Genomic DNA, 19,483 nt, shown 5'->3' with positions numbered 1-19,483 from the left:
CTCACTACCTCATGCACATTGCGATAACGGGAAATATTGGCGCTGGCAAAACGACACTGGCCGGGCTTTTAGCGAAACACTACGGCTGGGAGGTTTTGTATGAAGCGGTAGAAGACAATCCGTACCTGGCCGACTTTTACGACGACATGCCGAGGTGGGCCTTTAACCTTCAGATCTTTTTTCTCAACAGCCGGTTTGCGCAGATGCGCCGGGTGCTGGCCATTGCCGGAGAAGGAAGCACATCGGTTATTCAGGATCGGACGATCTACGAGGACGCGGCCATTTTCGCCCGTAATCTGCACGTGATGGGCACCATGAGTGAACGGGACTACCACACGTACCGCAATCTGTTCGACAATATGATGAGTCTGGTACGCCCACCCGATCTGATGATCTACCTGCGGGCCGATCTGCCCAAACTCCGACGCCAGATTCAGAAGCGGGACCGTTCGTTCGAGCAGGCCATCAGCGATGATTACCTGGGCAGCCTGAATCAGCTGTACGAGGCCTTTATCGGTTCGTATCAGATCGGCGACTTGTTGATCATCGATGTGAACCAGTTAGACTATACGGAACGTCCGGCCGACTTTGCCGAAATTATTCGCCGGATCGACGCCCGGTTAGCGATTTCTCCCCGTTCTTCTCGCTGACCCGTCGGACCGTCCAACTCCTCTCCCGCAACGGGAAAGGGGTTGAGGGTAATGAGAGAAGCTCACCTACGAATACCGTCTGGGGAAAATTACCTGAACACGGGTGCCAATACCTGATTGACTGTCTATCTCGAAAGACGCGTTGAGAAGTTCGCACAACTGCTTGGCAATGAGTAGACTGATTCCCTCATCGGCGGTAAAGGATTCATCCGCCAGTGATTCGGGTTGGATCAAACCCGGACCCGTATCGGTGATGGTAAACTGCCAGTGATCAGGTGACAAGGCTGGCTTAAGACTGACCGTAATACCGCCGGTCTGCGTGTATCTTAGGGCATTGAAGACTAAATTCTGGGCAATTCGGCGCACCTTCACCGGGTCTCCTTCAGCCGTGATCGGTTCGTCCGCTTCAAGGTGTAACCACAACCCCTGCTCATCGGCAATGGGGCGTACACGCTCGACCAAATCAATCAGTAGTTCAGTCACATTGAACGGTAAAATCTGCCGTTGTTCCTGATCAGCTTCGAGCCGCGAAAAATCCATCAGCTCCGTTAACAGCTGCGTAACCTGGCGAAGATTGCGCTGAAGCATCGATAACATCTGGCTGCGTTCCTCGTCCGTATTTGCCATATCCAGCAACGTAGCGGCACCCTGGATAATACCGAAATTACCCCGCAGGTCATGCGAGGTACTGCGCAGGAATTCGCCCCGTTCCCGAATTTGCTGGCGAAGCTGGCTAAGCAACTGAATGTTTTCGTTCGACTGTTCGATCTCTTTGAGCAGAAGATCCTGCTGCTGCTCAGCCTGTTTGAGGGCCGTGATGTTAACACCCGTCAATACGACACCGTGATCAAACTGAGTGACGTAGATGGCTAGCCAGCTACCCCCCGACTCGGTAGGCATATAACGTTCTTCATGATACGGTTCACTGGTTTCCCGTACCTGGCGGAGAAGGGAACGGGTGTTTTCCTGCCATAGCCGATCGGCAAACTGCGATACCGGCTGGCCGATCAACTGATCGACGGGTTTGCCCAGCAACTGAACGACTTTATCGTTGCAAACCGCGATATGAAAATCGGATAATGGATCCTGCGTATCGCTTTCTTTGAAGAAAATAATCAGCGTGGGCGAACTGTCCAGAATAGCTTGCAGATTTTCGACCGTTTCTCGTACCTTCTGTTCCGCTTCCCGCAAGTCGTCGGCCTCTTTCAGCTTGGTAATATCACGGGCAATGGCCAGCACGCCCTGTACGGAACCATCCTCACCGAATTCCGGCACCATACGGGAATAGAAGAAAATTTCGCCGGAAGGTGACGGAAATGAGTTATAATGTTCTTTGGGTTTCCCGGTGCGAAGAACGTCCTCCAGGCTATCCATATAGGCAACAGCAATGTCGCCAGGTTGCTCCATCTCAAGGTTGGTCTTTCCTAGAAGTGCGGTATTGGGTAGCCCCATTTTGCCCGCAAAAGCCTGGTTGGCAAAGATTAGTTTCAGGTTGCTGTCCCAGCGGGTGATCACATCCGGTGTATGTTCGACCAACGTTCGTAACTGGCGCTCGTTAGTCTCGATCAGCTGGCGGGCCAAAACCTGTTGCGTAACATCATTGGCGACAACGAGTACACCCGCAACTGATTTATCGGCTCCGTAGTAGGGTTCAAAGGCAAGATCGATATAAACGGTTACCCGCTTTTCCTGATGCTGGAACGTTAACGGCAACTCGTTGGCAAAAACGCGTTGTTTCGTCGTGTAGGCGCTGGTCAGGCTTGCTTCGAAGAGTTGGCCGGCCAGTTCAGGCAACGCGTCGGCAAGGGGTTTTTTCATGACCTGGGCGCGCGTACGAGCCCAGTAATCGAGCATTCGTTCGTTCGCCAGATCGATGATGAAACGAGCCCCCTTAAACATGGCAATGCCCACGGGTGCCTGACCAAAAATAGACAGCAGGCTTTGTTTGCTGGCCTCACTGTCCTGAATCCGGCCTTCGATCAGCCTTCGTTCCGTTATGTCTTCAGACGACAAAACGACGCCATCGTTTAGTTTGACCGCCGAGCATTCGTGCCACTGGTCGATGGTCTCGTCGATGTAATGCAGCGGGAACCGCTCGGATTCGCCCGTTTCGACGACCCGCTTCAGAATATCGAACAGCCCCACTTCCTTGTAGGCGCTGTTGATGGTCGAATAGCGCTTTCCCTCTAAATTGGTCTGACCAACGACTTGTTCTGTTGCATCATTAGTGAGTTGGTACACAAAGTCGATCAGTTCGCCTGATTCGTCCCGAACGCTTTCTAAAACGCTGACGCTGTTGAGCGATGAGTCGAAAATCGATTGCAGCAGGTTGTTGGTCTGCGCGAGTTCGCTCGTCCGTTCCTGAACACGCAGGTCCAGCTCCTGGTTGAGTTCCTTTTGCAGATTCACGTCGGCAGCACTGCCGATATAACCCCCAAATGTGCCATCGGGCGCGAATACGGGCTGGGCATTTTCCAGCATCCAGCGATACTCGCCGTCATATCGGCGCAGCCGATACTCAAAACTGAACGGCTGCTGACTACCGACGTGTTTGGTATGCGAATCCTGGTATAGTTTCCGGTCGTCGGGGTGCAGGTTTGGCGACCAGCCGTATTTCGTGATATCGTCGAGCGAGCGTCCCGTGTAGTCGGCCCAGACCCGGTTGATAAACGTATATTGATCATCGGGACCGGTAACCCAGATCAGGCTGGGCGCATTATCGGCAATCTGGTGGAACCAGGCTTCGCGCTCGGCCAGCAGCCGCTGCGCCCGCCGGTGTTCGGTAATGTCCTCAATAGCCAGCAAAATGGCTTCCTGCTGACGGACGACCCGCCGGGCATTCAACGAAAGCACTTTGACGTGGCTGTCAGACCCATCGCCGGACGAGTACGTGAACTCAAACCCGTGAATCTGCGTGCCGCGGGTGGCAACATCCATCAGCAACATCCGGAGTTCAGGAATGTCCCACTGGCGGGCGGCCAGTTCATACAGAAGCCGACGTTCCGTATCTTCCGCTTTCGTGCCGAACAGCCGGTAAAAGGTTTGATTCGCACTTTTGACCCGTAGGTCAGTGTCCAGCACCAGCGTGGCTTCCCGAATGGTTCCGAAGATGTCTTCGGCAAACTGGTACGCTTCCGACAGTTGATCGTTCCGCACCTGAAGCTCCTGATTGATTGTCAGCAGTTCTTCGTTGGTCGACTCGATTTCCTCCTTGCTGGTTTCGAGTTCTTCGTTAATGCTCTGCAACTCCTCATTGCTGCTGATAATCTCCTCGTTGGCCGACTGGAGTTCTTCGTTGCTGGCTTCCTGCTCTTCAATGATGGAGCGCATGTCCTCGCGCAGATTGGCCAGTTCCGTTTCCAGCTCTTTGATCCGGCGGTTGCGCGCATCGGCTGACCGGGTAACGGGCACTACCGGGGGCTCTGCTTCCTCAAAAATGATCAGGAACAGCCGCTCTTCGGTGCTGGTATTGAGTGGAACGGCTTCAACCGATACGTAGTGTACTTTGTCTTTCAGCCGCACCTCCAGTCCACTCTTGCGGACTGGCTCGCCTGATTTCTGGGCTTTATGCACGGTGTTCCGCAGTTCGAAGACCAGCGACGGACGGGCCATCTTGAGCAGGTTCAGGCTCGCCTTGCCCGGTGAGGGTTCGAGGAACAAGCCCGTTGATCCACGAAACTGGAGGATTTCCAGATCCTGGTTAACCAGCACGCAGGCGGGTACATACTGCGTTAATAACAGATTGTCAATGAGGTTATCCAAATCGTTTCCTGAGTTGGCCGACCGCTCGGCCGACAGGTTGCTCGTTTTTTGGCTGGGCAAAAGGCGGTTCGATGGCGCAGCTGACTGGCTGTCTAGTTGCCGGGGGCTCATGGTGAAGGTAGCCCGGCTGTCTACGTCATTTTTGCGGAGGAAAATTTTGTAGTTTTTTTCGATCTGCGAAAACAACGGAGCCGACGTGCCTACCGTCTCTGACTTGCCTAAAACCAGATAGCCACTGGGATTCAATGCGTAATGAAACGTAACGATGGCTTTTCGTTGCAGAGTCGTATCCAGATAGATAAGCAGATTACGGCAGCTTATTAGATCCAGGCGCGAAAAGGGCGGGTCTTTGAGCAGGTTATGGGGCGCAAATACGCACATGTCCCGAACCGACTTGTTGATGCGGAAGTGGTCATCCACTTTGGTGAAAAAGCGCTGTAACCGGGATGGTTGTACATCGATTACTTCGCCCCGGGTGTAGCTTCCCATGCGGGCCTTGGCCACCGCCGATTCGCTCAGGTCCGTGGCAAAGATCTGGACCGTCATGGTCGAGGCCCGGTCGCCCAGTACCTCCAGCAACAGCATGGCAATGGTATAGGCTTCCTGACCGGTGGAGCAGGCTGGTATCCAGATACGCAACGGTTCGCGGCTGGGTTTGTCGCGGATAAGCTGGGGAAACAGCACTTTCTGGAGGTAATCCATCGTGTCGGCATCCCGGAAAAAGCTCGTTACGTTGATCAGCAGATCATCGTAAAGCAGCGAGGCCTCTTCGGGGTGCTGACGCATATAGTCGGCATACTCAGAAAGCGTATTTAACTTGTAAAGCAGAGTCCGCCGGATGATCCGACGACGGACGGTCGTTAGCTTGTAGTGGCTGAAATCGGCCCCCACCATCCGTCTCAGCAATTGAATGATGGCCGTGAGGTCTTCGTCGGTCCTGCCTTCGGCTTCCTGTAGCTCCGCCTGTAGGGTCTGCTGGAATACCGCGGGCTGCTGGCTCAGCTGGTCTAGTTCCAGCGCAATTTCGGTGGGGGGGAGCACCCGGTCTACCACCCCTTCGGAAATGGCCGATCGGGGCATACTCAGAAAGCGGGCTGTCTCATCCTGGGCAAACGTGATGCCTCCGGCGGCTTTGATGGCGCGCAGCCCCAGCGTTCCGTCCGTGGCCGTTCCCGACAGCAATACACCAATTGATCCTGCTTTCTGCCGTTCGGCAAGGGAAAGGAAAAACTGGTCTATCGGCATGTGGATGGCCGCATTGCCCGGTTTATCGCGCGGCAGAAGCGTGAGTACACCGTCAACGGCTTCAATGTCCTGATCGGGGGGAATGACGTAGACGTGATTTGGCTCGATCCGCAGCAGGTGTTGCGCTTCCAGTACCGGCATCGTGGTACTGCGGCTCAAGATATCGGAGATATGGCTTTCAACGGTGGGGTCGAGGTGCTGAATATACACATAAGCCAACCCTGTTGTGGGGGAGAGATGACGCAGCAGTTCAGAAACGGCTTCAATACCACCCGCCGATGCGCCAATGGCAACGATAGGTATGGGCATGTTCGAGGATTGGTGTGGTATTGATGTGTTTCGTTTCTTTGGCATCTAAAGAGGATCAAAAACTTATTGGGAAGGCAATCGTTTCTTAACAATGAGACGAGGTCGTGGCCAACCATCGCAGTCGAACCAGCTTCTCCTTCTACTAAACCGAAGTTGTCTGCTTACCTAAAAGCAAGAATAACCGTCTTGTTTGTTATGTAAAAGTAACAGCTTACCCTCATATGGCAAAACGAAACATTATCGTTATAGGCGCTTCGGCTGGTGGCGTTTATGCACTCAAAGAATTGGTCGCAACGTTACCACCCGACTTCCATGCGTCACTATTTATTGTATTACACGTATCGTCTCACTCGCCGAGTTTTCTGCCTGAGATACTGACTGTGTCGGGCGCATTACCCGTTGTGCATCCGCAGGATGGGGAGGTCATTCAGACCGGTAAAATCTACGTAGCGCCCCCCGATCATCACATGCTGGTCGAACATGATCAGGTGATCGTCAAGAAAGGGCCCAAGGAAAACCGGTTTCGGCCTTCCATCGATGCGCTGTTCCGGTCGGCGGCTTACAGCTACGGGCCCAGAGTGATTGGAATCGTGCTAACGGGTATGCTAAACGACGGTACGTCAGGCATGTGGTCGGTAAAGCGGCTGGGCGGCATTGGCATCATTCAGGAACCCCGCGAAGCCATATACCCCAGTATGCCCGATAGTGTGCTGGAGTATGTCGACGTCGATTACATCGTTCCTATTTCCAAAATGGCCTTCTTACTCGAAGACCTAATTAAAGAGTCGGTCAGTGAGAAGCCGGATTTGCCCGCCAAAGAGGACGAACTCATGGTAACGGAGATTAACATTGCGGCCCAGGAAAATGCCTTCGAGCTCGGGATTCAGGACATGGGAGAGCCCACCCGTCTGACCTGTCCGGAATGTAACGGCGCCCTGGTCAGTATCAAAGAGGGAAAGATCATCCGGTATCGGTGTCACACCGGGCACGCATTTACGGCCAATGCACTGCTGGCTGAAACCACAAAATCCGTCGAGGATTCATTCTGGAAGGCAATTCGCAGCCTTGAAGAAACCGTAATGCTCCTAGAACAATCGGGTAAGCAGCTGGCAGAGGGAGGCAACACCGTGGCAGCGCAGCAGTTTATGGAGAAAGCCCGGGAGGCCCGCGAGCGGGCTAAAAAGACCCACGAATTCGTTTTTCAGCAGGAACAACTCAGTGAAGACAGCATCAAAGAGTCGAAAAGAAAACCGGGTTAACCTTGACCGGCGAGCGGAGTTCGGCCTGTGCCTTCCAAAGACCAGCGGGTATGCTGGGCGCAATTTTTTTGTCGAGTAATTTGTTGAGTTGTTCCATAACAAAGGGTTGGCATACGATCGTCCGTTGAAAGGCCCCTTTGCAATGAAATCAAAACAAATCTGCTTAGTTGAATAAACGTAAGTGAGGAAATGGGCCAGTGTTCGTACGATTAAGTGTACGGTCGGCCAGCCAAAGCGTAGACATGACTAGCGACTGATGACGCGGAGTGCATCCAGCCGTTGAATGGATTGGACCATCGACCGCACGGTGTGGTAGTTGATTTTCCAGGAATGGCTCATGTGGGTCCAGATTGGATCACCCTGTCGGGTCGTCAGCGGCCACCACTCACCAACCGAATGATTGACCAGTTTGTCCAGCACAAAGCGATGGACATTTTCGTACGCCTGCCAGTATCGCTCGTCGCCAAAGATCCGGTAGGCGTCCAGAAAGCCGATCAGTACTTCCGCTTGTTGCCAGAATTCTTTTTCCCGATCATACACCTCGCCCGCGTGCGATCCCTCAACGAAGACACCACCAAATTTCCAGTCGACGCCGTGATCAACGGCATGAGCGAATGATTTACGCAACTGATCGTGGTACACCTCGTGGGGTATTTCCAGGATCGTCAGCGCGTGCAGCAGTAGCCAGGCAAATTCGACGTTGTGGCCGTAGCTCGTATTGTCTTCGGCGGCCCGTTTGACGCCGTCGTTGGTGAAGCGGTCCCAGCCCCAGATAACGTCGAACTTAATCTGCGGGGCAACCTGCCAGTCAGTCCAGAACTGAGGTATACCCGTGCCATAGACCGGGTGCATAATCTTTTTCGTCAGCAGATCGATGACTTCCAGTAACTTCCGGCGATGAATGGATTGGCGCGTGCATTCATATAAGGTCGTGAACGCTTCCATCAGGTGCATGTGCGCATCCAGCGTTTTGCGGTCGCCCCCGGCGGAGCCCGGTCCTTTGAGCGTCCAGTCGCGAAGGAACATCTCGAAATAGCCGCCGTGGGTGGTATCGGTGGCGTATTTCTGCAACAGATCGAATACAGTTCGGGCGTATTTGATCCCGCGCAGATCGCCGGTCGCCAGCGTGTATTCGCTCAGGCAATAGATGGCGAAACTTTGTCCATAAACGATCTTCTGGTCGTTCGTTACTTCGCCCCTGCGGTTGGTCATCCAGTAAAAACCACCGTACTCTTCATCCCACATCGTGCCGATCAGGTAATCGACCCCGTGCCGGGCGAGTTCGGCCAGTGCGCCACCACCGTAGCCCGCCCGATGAGCCGACGCGTAGGTGTAGATCGAGCGTGTCTGGGCAATGAGCGACTTTTCGTCCTCGCCCGAGTCGTTGCCGTACTGATCGAAGTGGGTGACAAACCCCCCGTTCACCTCATCGATGGTTCGGGTTGTCCAGAACGGCAGTAACTCATCGATCAGATGGGTGTGCAACTCCTGAAGATGCTGATGCAGGATCTCTTTAGTCATCGGAAGAATGGCTATGGTGTAAGGCAAGGATTTCGGACAGGCTGGCCGTTCCGGTCTGGTTGCATTTCTGAACCGTTACGGCGGCTGCCAGATTCGCCAGCGTAAGGGCCTGAGCCGGTGTCGCGTCGGCGCCCCGGCAGGCCGCCCAGGCAGCAACGACGGTGTCGCCCGCGCCAACGGTATCGAGCGGACCCGTCAGCGACAATCCGTCGACTGACTGTATTTCGGTTGAATCGATGTACAGAATGCCCGACTGCCCGCGCGTAATCAGCAATGGCCCATTACTGTGCGCCCGAAAGGCGTTTCCATGCCGGATGCACCAGTCAAGGTTTGGATCATCGGGGTGGTCGATGGCCAGAAACCGGGCCAGTTCGGCTGTGTTGACTTTTAGCGTGGCCCCACAGACCTGTGTGCCAACCGTGCGCATATCAGCAATAAACCGGACGTTCGGATACCGGGCAATCAGCTCATTGAGCAACGTGACCCGTTTCTCGGTAAGCAGTGGGCTGGCGAACTGTTGATTGATAATGAGCACATCCAACTCAGTCAGCGACTGCTCCAGGCCGGTGAGGAGCGTGCTGAAAAAAGCATCGGATACGGTATTGCCCGTACCAAAATCAATCCGGTTAGTTTCCTGTCCATTCCGGCTGGGCTTGGTGTACAGGCACGTATCCCAACTGGCAGGAGCCGTGTGCAGATGGGTCGTATCGACGCCCAGCGACTGAAAGAGGTACTGCATCTCCCGCCCGAACAAATCATTGCCTACGCAGCCGATAACCTGAACCGTAGTGACCCCCAACGCCACCAGATTCTGGACCACGTTACCAGCAGCCCCCAGCGACGCTTTGGGGTGGCTGCCCCAGAACACGTCCAGCCCCGTTTCCAGTGATCGTTCGCCCGTCTCGGTTTGCAGGCCGAAGTAAAGGTCAACGGCAAAATCGCCAATGACGCCCACCCGAATGTTCGCAAACTGTTGAAACAAGGTACTGATGTGGGTAGTCGTCATCGGATCAGGGCAAGGTAAAACCAGGGTTGTATACGAAAGACAATACGATTGACTTTATAACCGGACGACATCAACGGATGATCGTAAATGTGCTTGCAACTGTTACCGATCGTATATACGCGAAAACAGAAACCATAGACTTCCCCGCATCTAGCTACCAAAAACAAATCGACAGTTCACGCTTTCATTCCGCCGTTTCGGGAGCAAACGGCTTTGGCGCCATTAGCTTCAGGAGCATAGTTACCCGCTTGTGGAAAAACTGAGCGATGGTCCTGAGCGTGAGTCTGATGGAGTGCTTGCTGGTTCGGGAGGTGGTCCGGCCTGGGGCATGATCCGCGCGCCGTCGCTATCCGAAACGGAGCCAGGCAACCCCGCGCATTATCGGGCTATAGCAAAGCTCATCCAGTCGCAGAAATGCACCTTGTTGAAGGCGGACTAATTGTAGCCGAGACACATTCTTATATGGAAATCCTGTTACCGGCTAGGCGTGTCGACTGCTGTCTTTGATGAGTTCCACAAATTGTTTCAGTTCCGCCTGATTGACGGGTTTTGTGCGGTAATCGTAAATCGACACCGTTTTGAACTGCTGTTTTTGCTGCTCCCAGTACTCTTCGGCCAAAATGATAACGGGAATCTCAGCCAGGCGGGGAGTGAGCTTGAACTGTCTGATCCAGTCAATTTCGGAACCCGAGGGAGAAATACCGTTCAGGACAATCGATGCGGGGAGGTCTGCATTGGTCTGAAGCATTTGCTCAAAGTGCGCAAACGACGTGTACCAGCGTAGTTCGAGTTCAGGAGCCCAGTTGTTCATTCCCTGTTGAAAAATAACGAAGTCGTCCTGATCTTCGTCGAGTAGCGCTACCCATTTATTCGTTGAATGCATACCAAAAAAAGATGTCCAGAAGACACGTTTGGGACATCGCTATAAATCGCTATTCTAACAAAAATGTTTGTTGTAAAGCCTGTCCGCAGCTAATTTGAGATAAGGGCAGCCGCTTGCTTATTTATCCTCTGCCTTGTTGCGAAGTGACCTGATCGCTAACCAGACTGAATTTTTCAAACTAAATCCCATTGTATGCAATCGCTTCGCTTCTTTGATGATATCGTCGATTGATGGTGTAGGTTCATGCTTACCCGTCTTCATTACTGAAATCTTACCTGTAGAAAATAATGTTTAACTGGTGCAACAATCAAGCCAATACGCTTGATGAGGTAACCAAGTTGAATCGATTGTTGGGTTTAGTTAATAGGAGTGAATTGTATTGATAAAATGGTAAATTTATGGCTATAGTAAAGATTAAGTTTACCTGTCATCGGTCTACTAAGTCGTTGTGTTAGCACTCAACTAAAATTTGTATTTATAATTAAATAAATCAGTAGTCTACTCTTATTGAACGATGACAGTTGTATTCATAATCCAATCTGTAGCAGCAGGGCTGATGAGAATGAATAAGAATCACGCTGGATCTTTTTTGGATGATCAACAAGGGCATGTAGGTTGGTTTTGCTCTTAGTTGAATGCTTCTGCTAGTTGGTCTGACCAGCGGCTTATCCGGAAAAATAATATACTGATAATTAATGAGTTATTTTGTGGTAGTGCGTCCGCCGGAATCCATCAGGTGCGTGCTGCCGTACGTCTTATCCTACTAGTGGCTTCCGCTTCTCCACCGATGAAGCCCGCCATTACTACGATCAAGGCCCGATCTCTCTGTAGTAGTGAGATCGGGCCTTGACAGTGCGTGTTTCTATAAATGACCGCTTGATGGTGTATTCTAGTTGTCGTCCTGCCTGCGTTTTTCAGTCAGCGAGCGACGATGAAAATACGTATTTTTACCTATTAGTAATCCAAACGTAAGCTATCTACCGTATATACCTTGTCTATCTCGTTATGAACCAGCCGGACTACTTAGGTAGTGCCGGCTTTTTTTGTTTATGCTACTATGAATCGGGTGATTGTATCGAGCCGATCGAACGGGTTGTATACCCACCAATGCCAATCAACGTGCGAGACCAGTAGCCGCGTTTTGATTGTACCAAAACGGACGATAATGTCCATAATCGTACAAGATAATTTCATATATAAAATATAATAATTTGGTAATCAAAGTATTATATTTTCGGTACAGTAATTGAATTGGATGAGGTGAGAGTCATGTTTGCACTATTGCGTTGATGTTCCAATTCGTCAGGCGATGAATTCAACAAAGCAGTGGAAGACCGACTTCCATCTAGGTTAAGAAAATGGAAAGCATACATAGCTCTGTGTATGCTTTTTTGTTGAGTAATAGCTGCCGGAGAAGGCCTGTCAAAAAGAGGCTGCTTCTGGCTGAACGGTGCCCGCGTAACAAGGGTAATTCCGGAAAGAACTCGCTATGTGTACCGTAGCGTGGGTGTAGAGTAACGGTGAATTAACGGGCAAATGGAATAGGCATTACCGGCCGCTCCAATCCAGTATCGTGCGAATCGTAACACCTATGCAGCCAATCGTCGCCAACAAGTTTAAACAGGGCATGAGGGCTATGGGTATGGCAATATCCATTGTGGCTTCCTGTGAATCGGCTAAAAAACCACATAATAACACGAATAACATCGGGGCGACGTAGAATGTAATAAATAGAAGGACCATATTGACTTTTTTGCTTCGTACATCCCCGCTTAAACGATAGCATTTACCAGGCTTTTTGATATCGTCGGGACTGTAAAAAGGTGCGTGTTTATCTGTTCGAAAACCCTGGTTTTATGATACTACTAGTAATAAGACTGTTGGCGGGGTGCCCGGTCATTTTTGATCGCACTTATATATCTATTTCTATCGATTAAACGTGATACATCAGACCCACTTCAGTGCGACTCACCGAATGATCAATTAGGCGTACTGATTGAGTGAAGATTACAAAATACTGCTACTTTTATACAATTAAGTGAGCATCTAACGAGATAGACGCCGTCGATGCAGCCGCTAGGGTTAAAACCTTGGCGGCTTTTCTTTTTTAGCTGGTTGGAGGATTGAACGAAGCGACACAACAGAGGCCGGAAACGGCTGTTCTGGTCCTATGGTTAGTGACAGAAAAACGCTGGCCTGCTTCGGCTAGTCGTACGTCAAACCGTGGCCTAGACTCCGGTTAATAGCCCTGCTATGAATTGTACGATGCAACCAGAGGGTGGCCGCAAATCACGTACTCGTCATAAAGCGTAGGAATTAAACAAGTGGATGTATGCCAAAGCTAGGCCATTGGTCAACCTGTTGAAAATAACCCCGTTCTAAACTGGATGCGCCCGTAAAAACTTCCAGAAACATATAGCGGCTGCCTTTACTGTCGATGAGGCCGTAAACGCTGATGTATTCAGGGGCGTTACCAATGGAGAATGTATCCAGACTAGTGGCTTTGGATGACCGATAAAATTCCTGGGCCTCCTCCGTAAATGAGCCGCAGTAGAGCAGGGTAAGCGATACGATCTGACTTGAAGACAGTTGACCCTGACAATAGTAAACCCGCTCGTCCACGATTGGGCTCGTAAAGTAACGCTTACTAACTGCCGGACGAGCTTGCTCCTGACCGATGCTGCTTGCTGTACTTCCCGGTAGCGTCTCTATTCGCTCTTTCAGTAAAAAGCTGCAAACCAGCCAAAAACCGATCCCGCCCATGCTGATCGAGATCACAAAGCTATGCGTTACCGTGTAGGTGATGTTGGTGAGCCAGGTAGACAGAACGATGGCCAGCATGAGCACACACACCCTGATTAGATAATAAGTACATAGCTCAACAAAGGACCGGCTGTCCTTGCTGTTTAATGAAACGGTACTTGTCGAGCTGCTATCCAGTATTAAATCGCTCATAATCAGAAATGACTTCTTTATTTTATTGATACGCTTTCTGCAAAAACGATTTCCTTTTACTCAAGGATAGCAGTTGATCGTATTGCTCATAAATTAAATCTACACATATGGTCATGCGTAAACTAATTGTATGTAAATACTAATATCAATAATCTTGCCAACGAAGCGTTACCGAGCTGTTCGGCTTGATTTTAGCACCAGCCAGTACCTGACTGCGCGGGTTGGCCGGTCGCCGATGCTGGTTACCATAAACCCCTGGCCGTTCTGTTCAGTAGAGGTACCCCTGCTACTTCCTTTATTGACGGTGCCTGCGCGATTACTGAAACGGCGGCTGCCCTACAAAGGAAGCTAATTATAACTGGAAAATACAATGGCTAAATCACGGTGGTACCGATTGTTACCAATCGCCTTTATTACGTATAGTCTGGCTTACCTGGACAGGGCAAATTTTGGATTTGGAGCTGCCAGTGGCATGGCGACGGACCTGCACATTACCCCGGCCATGTCGTCCCTGCTGGGGTCTCTGTTTTTTCTGGGCTATTTTTTCTTTCAGGTACCCGGTGCGGTCTATGCTGAAAACAGGAGCGCCAAGCGGCTAATCTTCTGGTCTTTAGTTCTTTGGGGTGGCCTGGCTATGGCAACGGGTATCATTAGCAATGTTAGTGCCCTGGTTGTTATCCGCTTTTTGCTTGGGGTGGTCGAGAGTGCAGTCATGCCCTCTATGTTGCTCTTCCTGAGTCGCTGGTTTACCAAGGCCGAACGGTCGCAGGCCAATACGTTTCTGATTCTGGGAAATCCGGCTACAATCCTCTGGATGTCTGTTTTGTCGGGTTATCTGATTCAGGCGGTAGGCTGGCGGTGGATGTTTATTCTGGAAGGGCTACCGGCCATTATCTGGGCTTTTTTCTGGTGGCGGCTGGTCGATGATAAGCCCGAAGATGCCAGTTGGTTGACCCCGTCCGAAAAACAGGCGCTGGATGATCAGTTACAGCGGGAACAACAGGGCATCAAACCCGTCAAAAACTACGGTGAAGCGTTCAAATCGAAAATTGTCATCCTGCTCAGTTTGCAGTATGCGTTGTGGAGTATTGGCGTCTACGGGTTTGTGATGTGGCTGCCGTCCATTCTGAATGCTGCGCCGAATATGAACATCGTCAAAACCGGCTGGTTGTCTTCAGTTCCCTATGTACTGGCTATTATTGGTATGTTGACCGCTTCCTATTACTCCGACAAAACCTTGAACCGCAAAGCCTTTGTCTGGCCTTTTTTGTTGCTGGGTGCCATCGCCTTTTACGGGTCTTATCTGGTTGGTGCGTCAAATTTCTGGCTGTCGTTTGGTCTGCTAATTATTGCGGGTGGTGCGATGTATACGCCCTATGGCCCCTTCTTTGCCATTATTCCGGAACTGCTGCCCCGCAATGTGGCCGGGGGGGCTATGGCTCTGATCAATAGTTTTGGTGCGTTGGGATCGTTCATCGGTTCCTATATCGTTGGTTATCTGAATGGCACATCCGGTGGATTTGGTGCTTCCTATCTGTTCATGGCTGGCTCTCTGTTTCTAGCCGCGCTGCTCACGCTGGTAGCGATAAAAAAGCCGTCTCCTGAGCTAATGTCCCAATCCGTTCAATCAACGTTGTCGTAAGGGAAGGAGAATAGTGAGCGGTGTTACGCGCTGCTTTCGCGATCGGTACAACAGCCAATCCGAGTGGATTGGCTGTTGTATGAACACCAGTTTTAGGGATGAACGGTAAGCGTACCCGCGCCCGCTTCTGGCTGATCCTTCCCCATCTGCTTTTGTCCGCTTGTGAACACAGGTTGTCCACAAGCGGACAGGATTATTAATCATGTTGTGCGTAAGTTTCTGATAATCAATACGCTTTATTGTTGGCACATCCTTTGGCTTATAGACAATGAACGGGTAAACAACCGGACAAGAGCACAAATCAGTTACTACCAAACACAACTACTACCATGATTACAGTAATGAGCAAATTGGCCGTATCGATCCTGATGAGCGCAGCAACGCTAGCCAATCCAACTATGCCTAAGGAGTTACCATTTGGTGCCAGTGCATTCGTTACGATCGACAACCAGATCCGTGTGTCGGTTATTAAGGCTGCTGAGGTGCCTGTTCAAATCGTGCTGCGGAACGCCGACAAAGAGGTGGTCTTCCAGAGGAGCATCAACAAGAAGGAGGCCAAGTATGCCGTGAAATTAAATGTCAATGAACTGGCCGACGGGGCCTATGAACTGGAAGTGAGGTCAGACGAGGGCAGCATCAGGAAGCAATTGAATCTGTCGACTCAGCCTGTCCAGAAAGTCAACCGCGTCGTAGCCATGCAGTAACCGCAGGTCGACCCATGCAAACACGAAAGCCCGGCAAATCGCCGGGCTTTCGTGTTTAGAATTTATTGGTTAAGAACTCAGCAGGAATGGATAATTACTAGGTTTTTCGCGCTCAAACAGGCAAATAAACGCTAAAACTGGCCCCCTGACCAGGTTGGCTGCTGGCCGTGATAGCTCCGCCGTGATTAGTCACTACTTTTTCGCAAATAGCCAGCCCAATGCCCGTGCCGGAATAATTACTTTTACTATGCAGCCGCTGGAAAATCTGGAAAATGCGGTCCAGGTACTTTTCGTCGAAGCCAATCCCATTGTCCGAAATGGTGATGCACTGATACTGTTTAGCCGCGCGGGCCGGCTTCACCGTAGGAGGGAGGTCACTCGCGGTCATCTCCCGAGCCGTTACCTGAATTCGTGGTTGCACACCATCCCGGTGAAATTTCAGGGCGTTTGAGAGTAAGTTCTGAAACAACTGACCCAGTTGTGATTTGTCCCCCTTAATAACAGGCAGGGTATCGATGTCAATGATCGCATTCGTTTCGTTAATGACCAGCTCAAGATCGGCCAGCACGATAGCGACAATCCCCGTGAGCGAAACCAGTTCGGTCGCATCCCGACGGGTGGAGATTCGGGAGAAAGATAGTAAATCCTTGATGAACAACGACATCCGGTTGGCGGATGACTGCATACGTTCCAGATAATCGATTCCATCGCCTAACTGATCGCCGTATTTACTTTTGAGCAGGTCACCAAACGACTGCACTTTGCGCAGGGGTTCCTGTAAATCGTGGGAGGCAATGTAGGCGAACTGCTGAAGGTTCTCGTTGGAGCGGGTAAAGAGCTGATTCGATTCGGCCAGTTCCTCGTTAGCCGCCATCAGTTCTTCGTTAATAGCCGCTAACTCTTCATTGCTGGCGGCCAGTTCCTGCGTACGCAACTCGACCTGCTGCTCCAGTTCCAGAGAAAGTGCCCGGTACCGTACTTCGCTTTCTTCGATCGCCCGCCGGGAATGAACCTGCCCGGTAACATCCGTTGCGACGACCAGAATGCCGGAAACGGATTTGTCGCCATCGACTTCCTGGGTCGATTCATACTGAGGTTGATAGGTAAGGTCAACAAAAATCGTCGCTAATTGATCGTGACGAACAATGTCTACCGGTACCTCTTTGGCGGTGAAAGGCACCCCTGTCGCAATCACCTCGCGAAGTAGCTGGTCGAAACCCTGTCCCGCTAGTTCAGGCAGTGCCTCTAATAAGGGTTTGCCAACAAGTTCGGCTGGTGTTCGGCCAACCAGGTCGCCGTAAAAAGGGTTAGCCATGTGGAAGGTTAAGTCCGGCTCCCGAATGATCGCGATGGCGACAGGCGACTGCTCGAACGAGTTCAGCAACTGTAACCGGCTCTCCTCGATTTGTTGCTGAACGATAACGCGTTCCGTTACGTCGATCGCAATATCCAGAATCGCGTATACCTTTCCGTTGGCATCAAAAAGCGGACTGTAGGTAATATTGTAAAAGTTATGGGTCATGACCCCGTGCTGCACGATGTTAACCTGGGTACCAAAACTTTTGTACGTCTTCCCAGATGTAAAGACATCGTCCAGGATCTGCAGAAAAGGCTGGCTATCCAGTTCCGGCATAACGTCCCGGAGGGGCTTGCCCACAATATCCGGGCCTTTGCCGACAATCTCGATGAACGCCTGGTTCGGCATATCGACGATTAAATCCCGGCCAACGAACAGACCCATGGCGGCTGGAGCGGACGTAATGACGGAGCGTAAGCGGGCTTCACTGGCTTCCACCTTTTGTCTGGCGAGCACCTGATCCGTAACGTCGACCGCCATATTCATAATGGCATACACAAGTCCCTGTTTGTCAAAGAGAGGCTTGTAGGTGAAATTGAAATAAAACGTTCTGAGTTTGCCATCGACCAGTAAGTCGCACTTATCGGCAACCGCCTGATACGGTATGCCAGAGGTGTAAACGTCGTTCAGAATTTGCAGAAAGGGTTGTTCCCGCAGTTCGGGCAGCGCTTCGGCCAGGGGTTTCCCCAACGCTGAATTCCCTTTGCCCCAAAGCGTTAGAATCGGCTCATTGGCCAGTTCGATAACCAGGTCTTTACCAACAAACAGGGCCGTGGCCACGGGTGCCTGCTCAATCAAACTTCGGAAGCGTTCGACGCTGTCCCGCAACTGCTGCTGCGTTTGTATCTCGTGCGTAACATCCTGCGTGATTCCTGAGAGACGATACGGTTGATTCTGCTGGTCGAAGTACGCTTTCCCTTTACTATGCAGCCAACACGCTCCATTAACCGGTTCCGCCAGCCGGTATCGAATAGAGAATGGAGGCTCGCACTCCGGACGAAGCGCCTGACTGATAGCAGCCTGTAGCGTTACCCTATCGTCCGGGTGAACGTGCTGGAGCACCTCCGGATACGGTACGACGGCCGGCACCGACACCCCAAGAAGCTGTTGACAACGATCATCCAAATGGACAATCTGATTGATCGGATCGAATTCCCAGGTGCCAATATCAGCTGTTTGAAGAGCACGTTTCAGTCGCTCATTTTCAGCGGCCAGGTTTGAATCAAAGGGCTGTTGATCGCCAGTCATTAACTAAAAGCAGATTTATTCCGAAATATAAGCGTTAAACTGAACAGATTGTTCACGACTGGATTTACATCCATTTTGTTTGGGGTAAGGCCTCTGTAGGAATTTCAACGGGCAGGTATACAGAAGCTTCACTGGCTAGAAAGGACTGCTCATAACGGGTAGATCGATACCTCTTAATTAATAAATTATACCCTAAAAATCGTTAGAGTGGTCATTTTCGTATAAATAGGATCATCGGTCCGGTTATGTAACAGGAAACTAACAATGGTGGATTAACTAACCAACGTTCAAGTCAATTTATATCAAATGGGAAACACTATTTCCCGGACAGGTACGATTTATGCAGGTAAGATCATGGTATTGTATTACGTGGCATGGATTTTGGTAGTTATCTGCTGGAACCGGCCAATACCAATCAATAGGGACAACAACGGATAAAATTTGGTGAATTACAGCTTCCGGCTAGCTATTTACGTAGCTCAATTTATCGCTTAACTAAACGGGTACATGGTGATCGTCGATTTTGAGGGATTTACTTCGTCTGGTGAATACAGACAGCAGAGCTATGGTGACCTGGACATAGAGTCATGTTGCGAAATACTGAGCCAGCTGGTAAAACGAGGATGGCGGCTAACAGCAGTCAACTGTTTCAGGACGGATGGCCGCAAAGGAACGGCATTGCCGATCGAAGCCTTTACCGGCGAGCCCATGAGAAACTCGATCCGCCAGTTACAGCGGGAATGGGAAAGCCTGATCGTCGCGCTTTGATACAGTTTGAGTTCGCCTGAAACCGAGTCGTTTACTGGTAGTAATGCCCCTATCGTCTAAAACCGATCGGTTGTAAATGTATAGCTCTTTCCCGTGTTATAGGCTGCCTACTCTTTTGAGCAAGAGTAGGCTCACTTATTGCTATCGGTCAAATCCTACGCCTATTTTTGGCCT

At 51.0% G+C, this 19,483-nt stretch carries 13 protein-coding genes; 6 read left to right on the top strand and 7 right to left on the bottom strand.

Features of this window, described 5'->3' with window-relative positions; translation table 11 throughout:
* Positions 1 to 11 precede the first annotated feature (11 nt).
* Positions 12 to 650: a deoxynucleoside kinase gene (locus tag GK091_RS13175; RefSeq protein ID WP_164038594.1), complete on the top strand. Its 639-nt coding sequence runs from the start codon at positions 12 to 14 to the stop codon at positions 648 to 650.
* Between the two features lie 66 nt (positions 651 to 716).
* Here the strand turns inward: GK091_RS13175 and GK091_RS13170 are convergent, their stop codons facing one another.
* A complete protein-coding gene (locus tag GK091_RS13170; RefSeq protein WP_246202225.1) occupies positions 717 to 5,966 on the bottom strand; it encodes a PAS domain-containing protein in 5,250 nt (1,749 codons plus the stop codon).
* Between the two features lie 221 nt (positions 5,967 to 6,187).
* Here GK091_RS13170 and GK091_RS13165 point away from each other — a divergent pair, with 221 nt between their 5' ends.
* Positions 6,188 to 7,225 carry a chemotaxis protein CheB gene (locus tag GK091_RS13165; RefSeq protein WP_164038588.1) on the top strand — a complete coding sequence of 346 codons (1,038 nt, stop codon included), beginning with the start codon at positions 6,188 to 6,190 and terminating at the stop codon, positions 7,223 to 7,225.
* Here GK091_RS13165 and GK091_RS29825 read toward each other — a convergent pair.
* From GK091_RS29825 to GK091_RS13145, 5 genes are all read right to left on the bottom strand, one after another.
* Positions 7,197 to 7,322 carry a hypothetical protein gene (locus tag GK091_RS29825; RefSeq protein ID WP_262889184.1) on the bottom strand — a complete coding sequence of 42 codons (126 nt, stop codon included), beginning with the start codon at positions 7,320 to 7,322 and terminating at the stop codon, positions 7,197 to 7,199. The genes GK091_RS13165 and GK091_RS29825 overlap by 29 nt on opposite strands.
* 149 nt (positions 7,323 to 7,471) lie before the next feature.
* Positions 7,472 to 8,746 carry an AGE family epimerase/isomerase gene (locus GK091_RS13160; RefSeq protein WP_164038586.1) on the bottom strand — a complete coding sequence of 425 codons (1,275 nt, stop codon included), beginning with the start codon at positions 8,744 to 8,746 and terminating at the stop codon, positions 7,472 to 7,474.
* On the bottom strand, positions 8,739 to 9,752 hold the full coding sequence (locus GK091_RS13155) for a bifunctional heptose 7-phosphate kinase/heptose 1-phosphate adenyltransferase (RefSeq protein ID WP_164038581.1): 1,014 nt from the start codon (positions 9,750 to 9,752) through the stop codon (positions 8,739 to 8,741). The genes GK091_RS13160 and GK091_RS13155 overlap by 8 nt, the downstream gene beginning before the upstream one ends.
* Before the next feature lie 481 nt (positions 9,753 to 10,233).
* The gene (locus GK091_RS13150; protein WP_164038573.1) at positions 10,234 to 10,635 is read right to left on the bottom strand and encodes a response regulator; all 402 of its coding nucleotides are present in this window, start codon (positions 10,633 to 10,635) and stop codon (positions 10,234 to 10,236) included.
* Positions 10,636 to 12,951: 2,316 nt separating this feature from the next.
* The gene (locus tag GK091_RS13145; RefSeq protein WP_164038569.1) at positions 12,952 to 13,590 is read right to left on the bottom strand and encodes a hypothetical protein; all 639 of its coding nucleotides are present in this window, start codon (positions 13,588 to 13,590) and stop codon (positions 12,952 to 12,954) included.
* A 154-nt stretch (positions 13,591 to 13,744) separates the two neighbouring features.
* Here GK091_RS13145 and GK091_RS13140 point away from each other — a divergent pair, with 154 nt between their 5' ends.
* From GK091_RS13140 to GK091_RS13130, 3 genes are all read left to right on the top strand, one after another.
* Positions 13,745 to 13,942: a hypothetical protein gene (locus tag GK091_RS13140; RefSeq protein ID WP_164038566.1), complete on the top strand. Its 198-nt coding sequence runs from the start codon at positions 13,745 to 13,747 to the stop codon at positions 13,940 to 13,942.
* An 18-nt stretch (positions 13,943 to 13,960) separates the two neighbouring features.
* Entirely contained in the window at positions 13,961 to 15,232 is a 1,272-nt protein-coding gene (locus tag GK091_RS13135) for an MFS transporter (protein ID WP_246202224.1), read from the top strand.
* Positions 15,233 to 15,561: 329 nt separating this feature from the next.
* Entirely contained in the window at positions 15,562 to 15,936 is a 375-nt protein-coding gene (locus tag GK091_RS13130) for a hypothetical protein (protein WP_246202223.1), read from the top strand.
* Positions 15,937 to 16,048: 112 nt separating this feature from the next.
* Here the strand turns inward: GK091_RS13130 and GK091_RS13125 are convergent, their stop codons facing one another.
* On the bottom strand, positions 16,049 to 18,541 hold the full coding sequence (locus GK091_RS13125; RefSeq protein ID WP_164038561.1) for a PAS domain-containing sensor histidine kinase: 2,493 nt from the start codon (positions 18,539 to 18,541) through the stop codon (positions 16,049 to 16,051).
* A gap of 507 nt (positions 18,542 to 19,048) precedes the next feature.
* On the opposite strand from GK091_RS13125, the gene GK091_RS13120 reads away from it, so the two are divergent.
* Positions 19,049 to 19,309 (top strand): hypothetical protein, encoded by a 261-nt coding sequence (locus GK091_RS13120; protein ID WP_164038558.1) that lies wholly within the window; start codon positions 19,049 to 19,051, stop codon positions 19,307 to 19,309.
* Positions 19,310 to 19,483 lie beyond the last annotated feature (174 nt).

It is taken from the genome of Spirosoma agri, assembly GCF_010747415.1.
GTDB lineage: Bacteria > Bacteroidota > Bacteroidia > Cytophagales > Spirosomataceae > Spirosoma > Spirosoma agri.
Note: the sequence above shows the minus strand (reverse complement) of the source record. Positions and strands in the feature narration are given on the sequence as shown.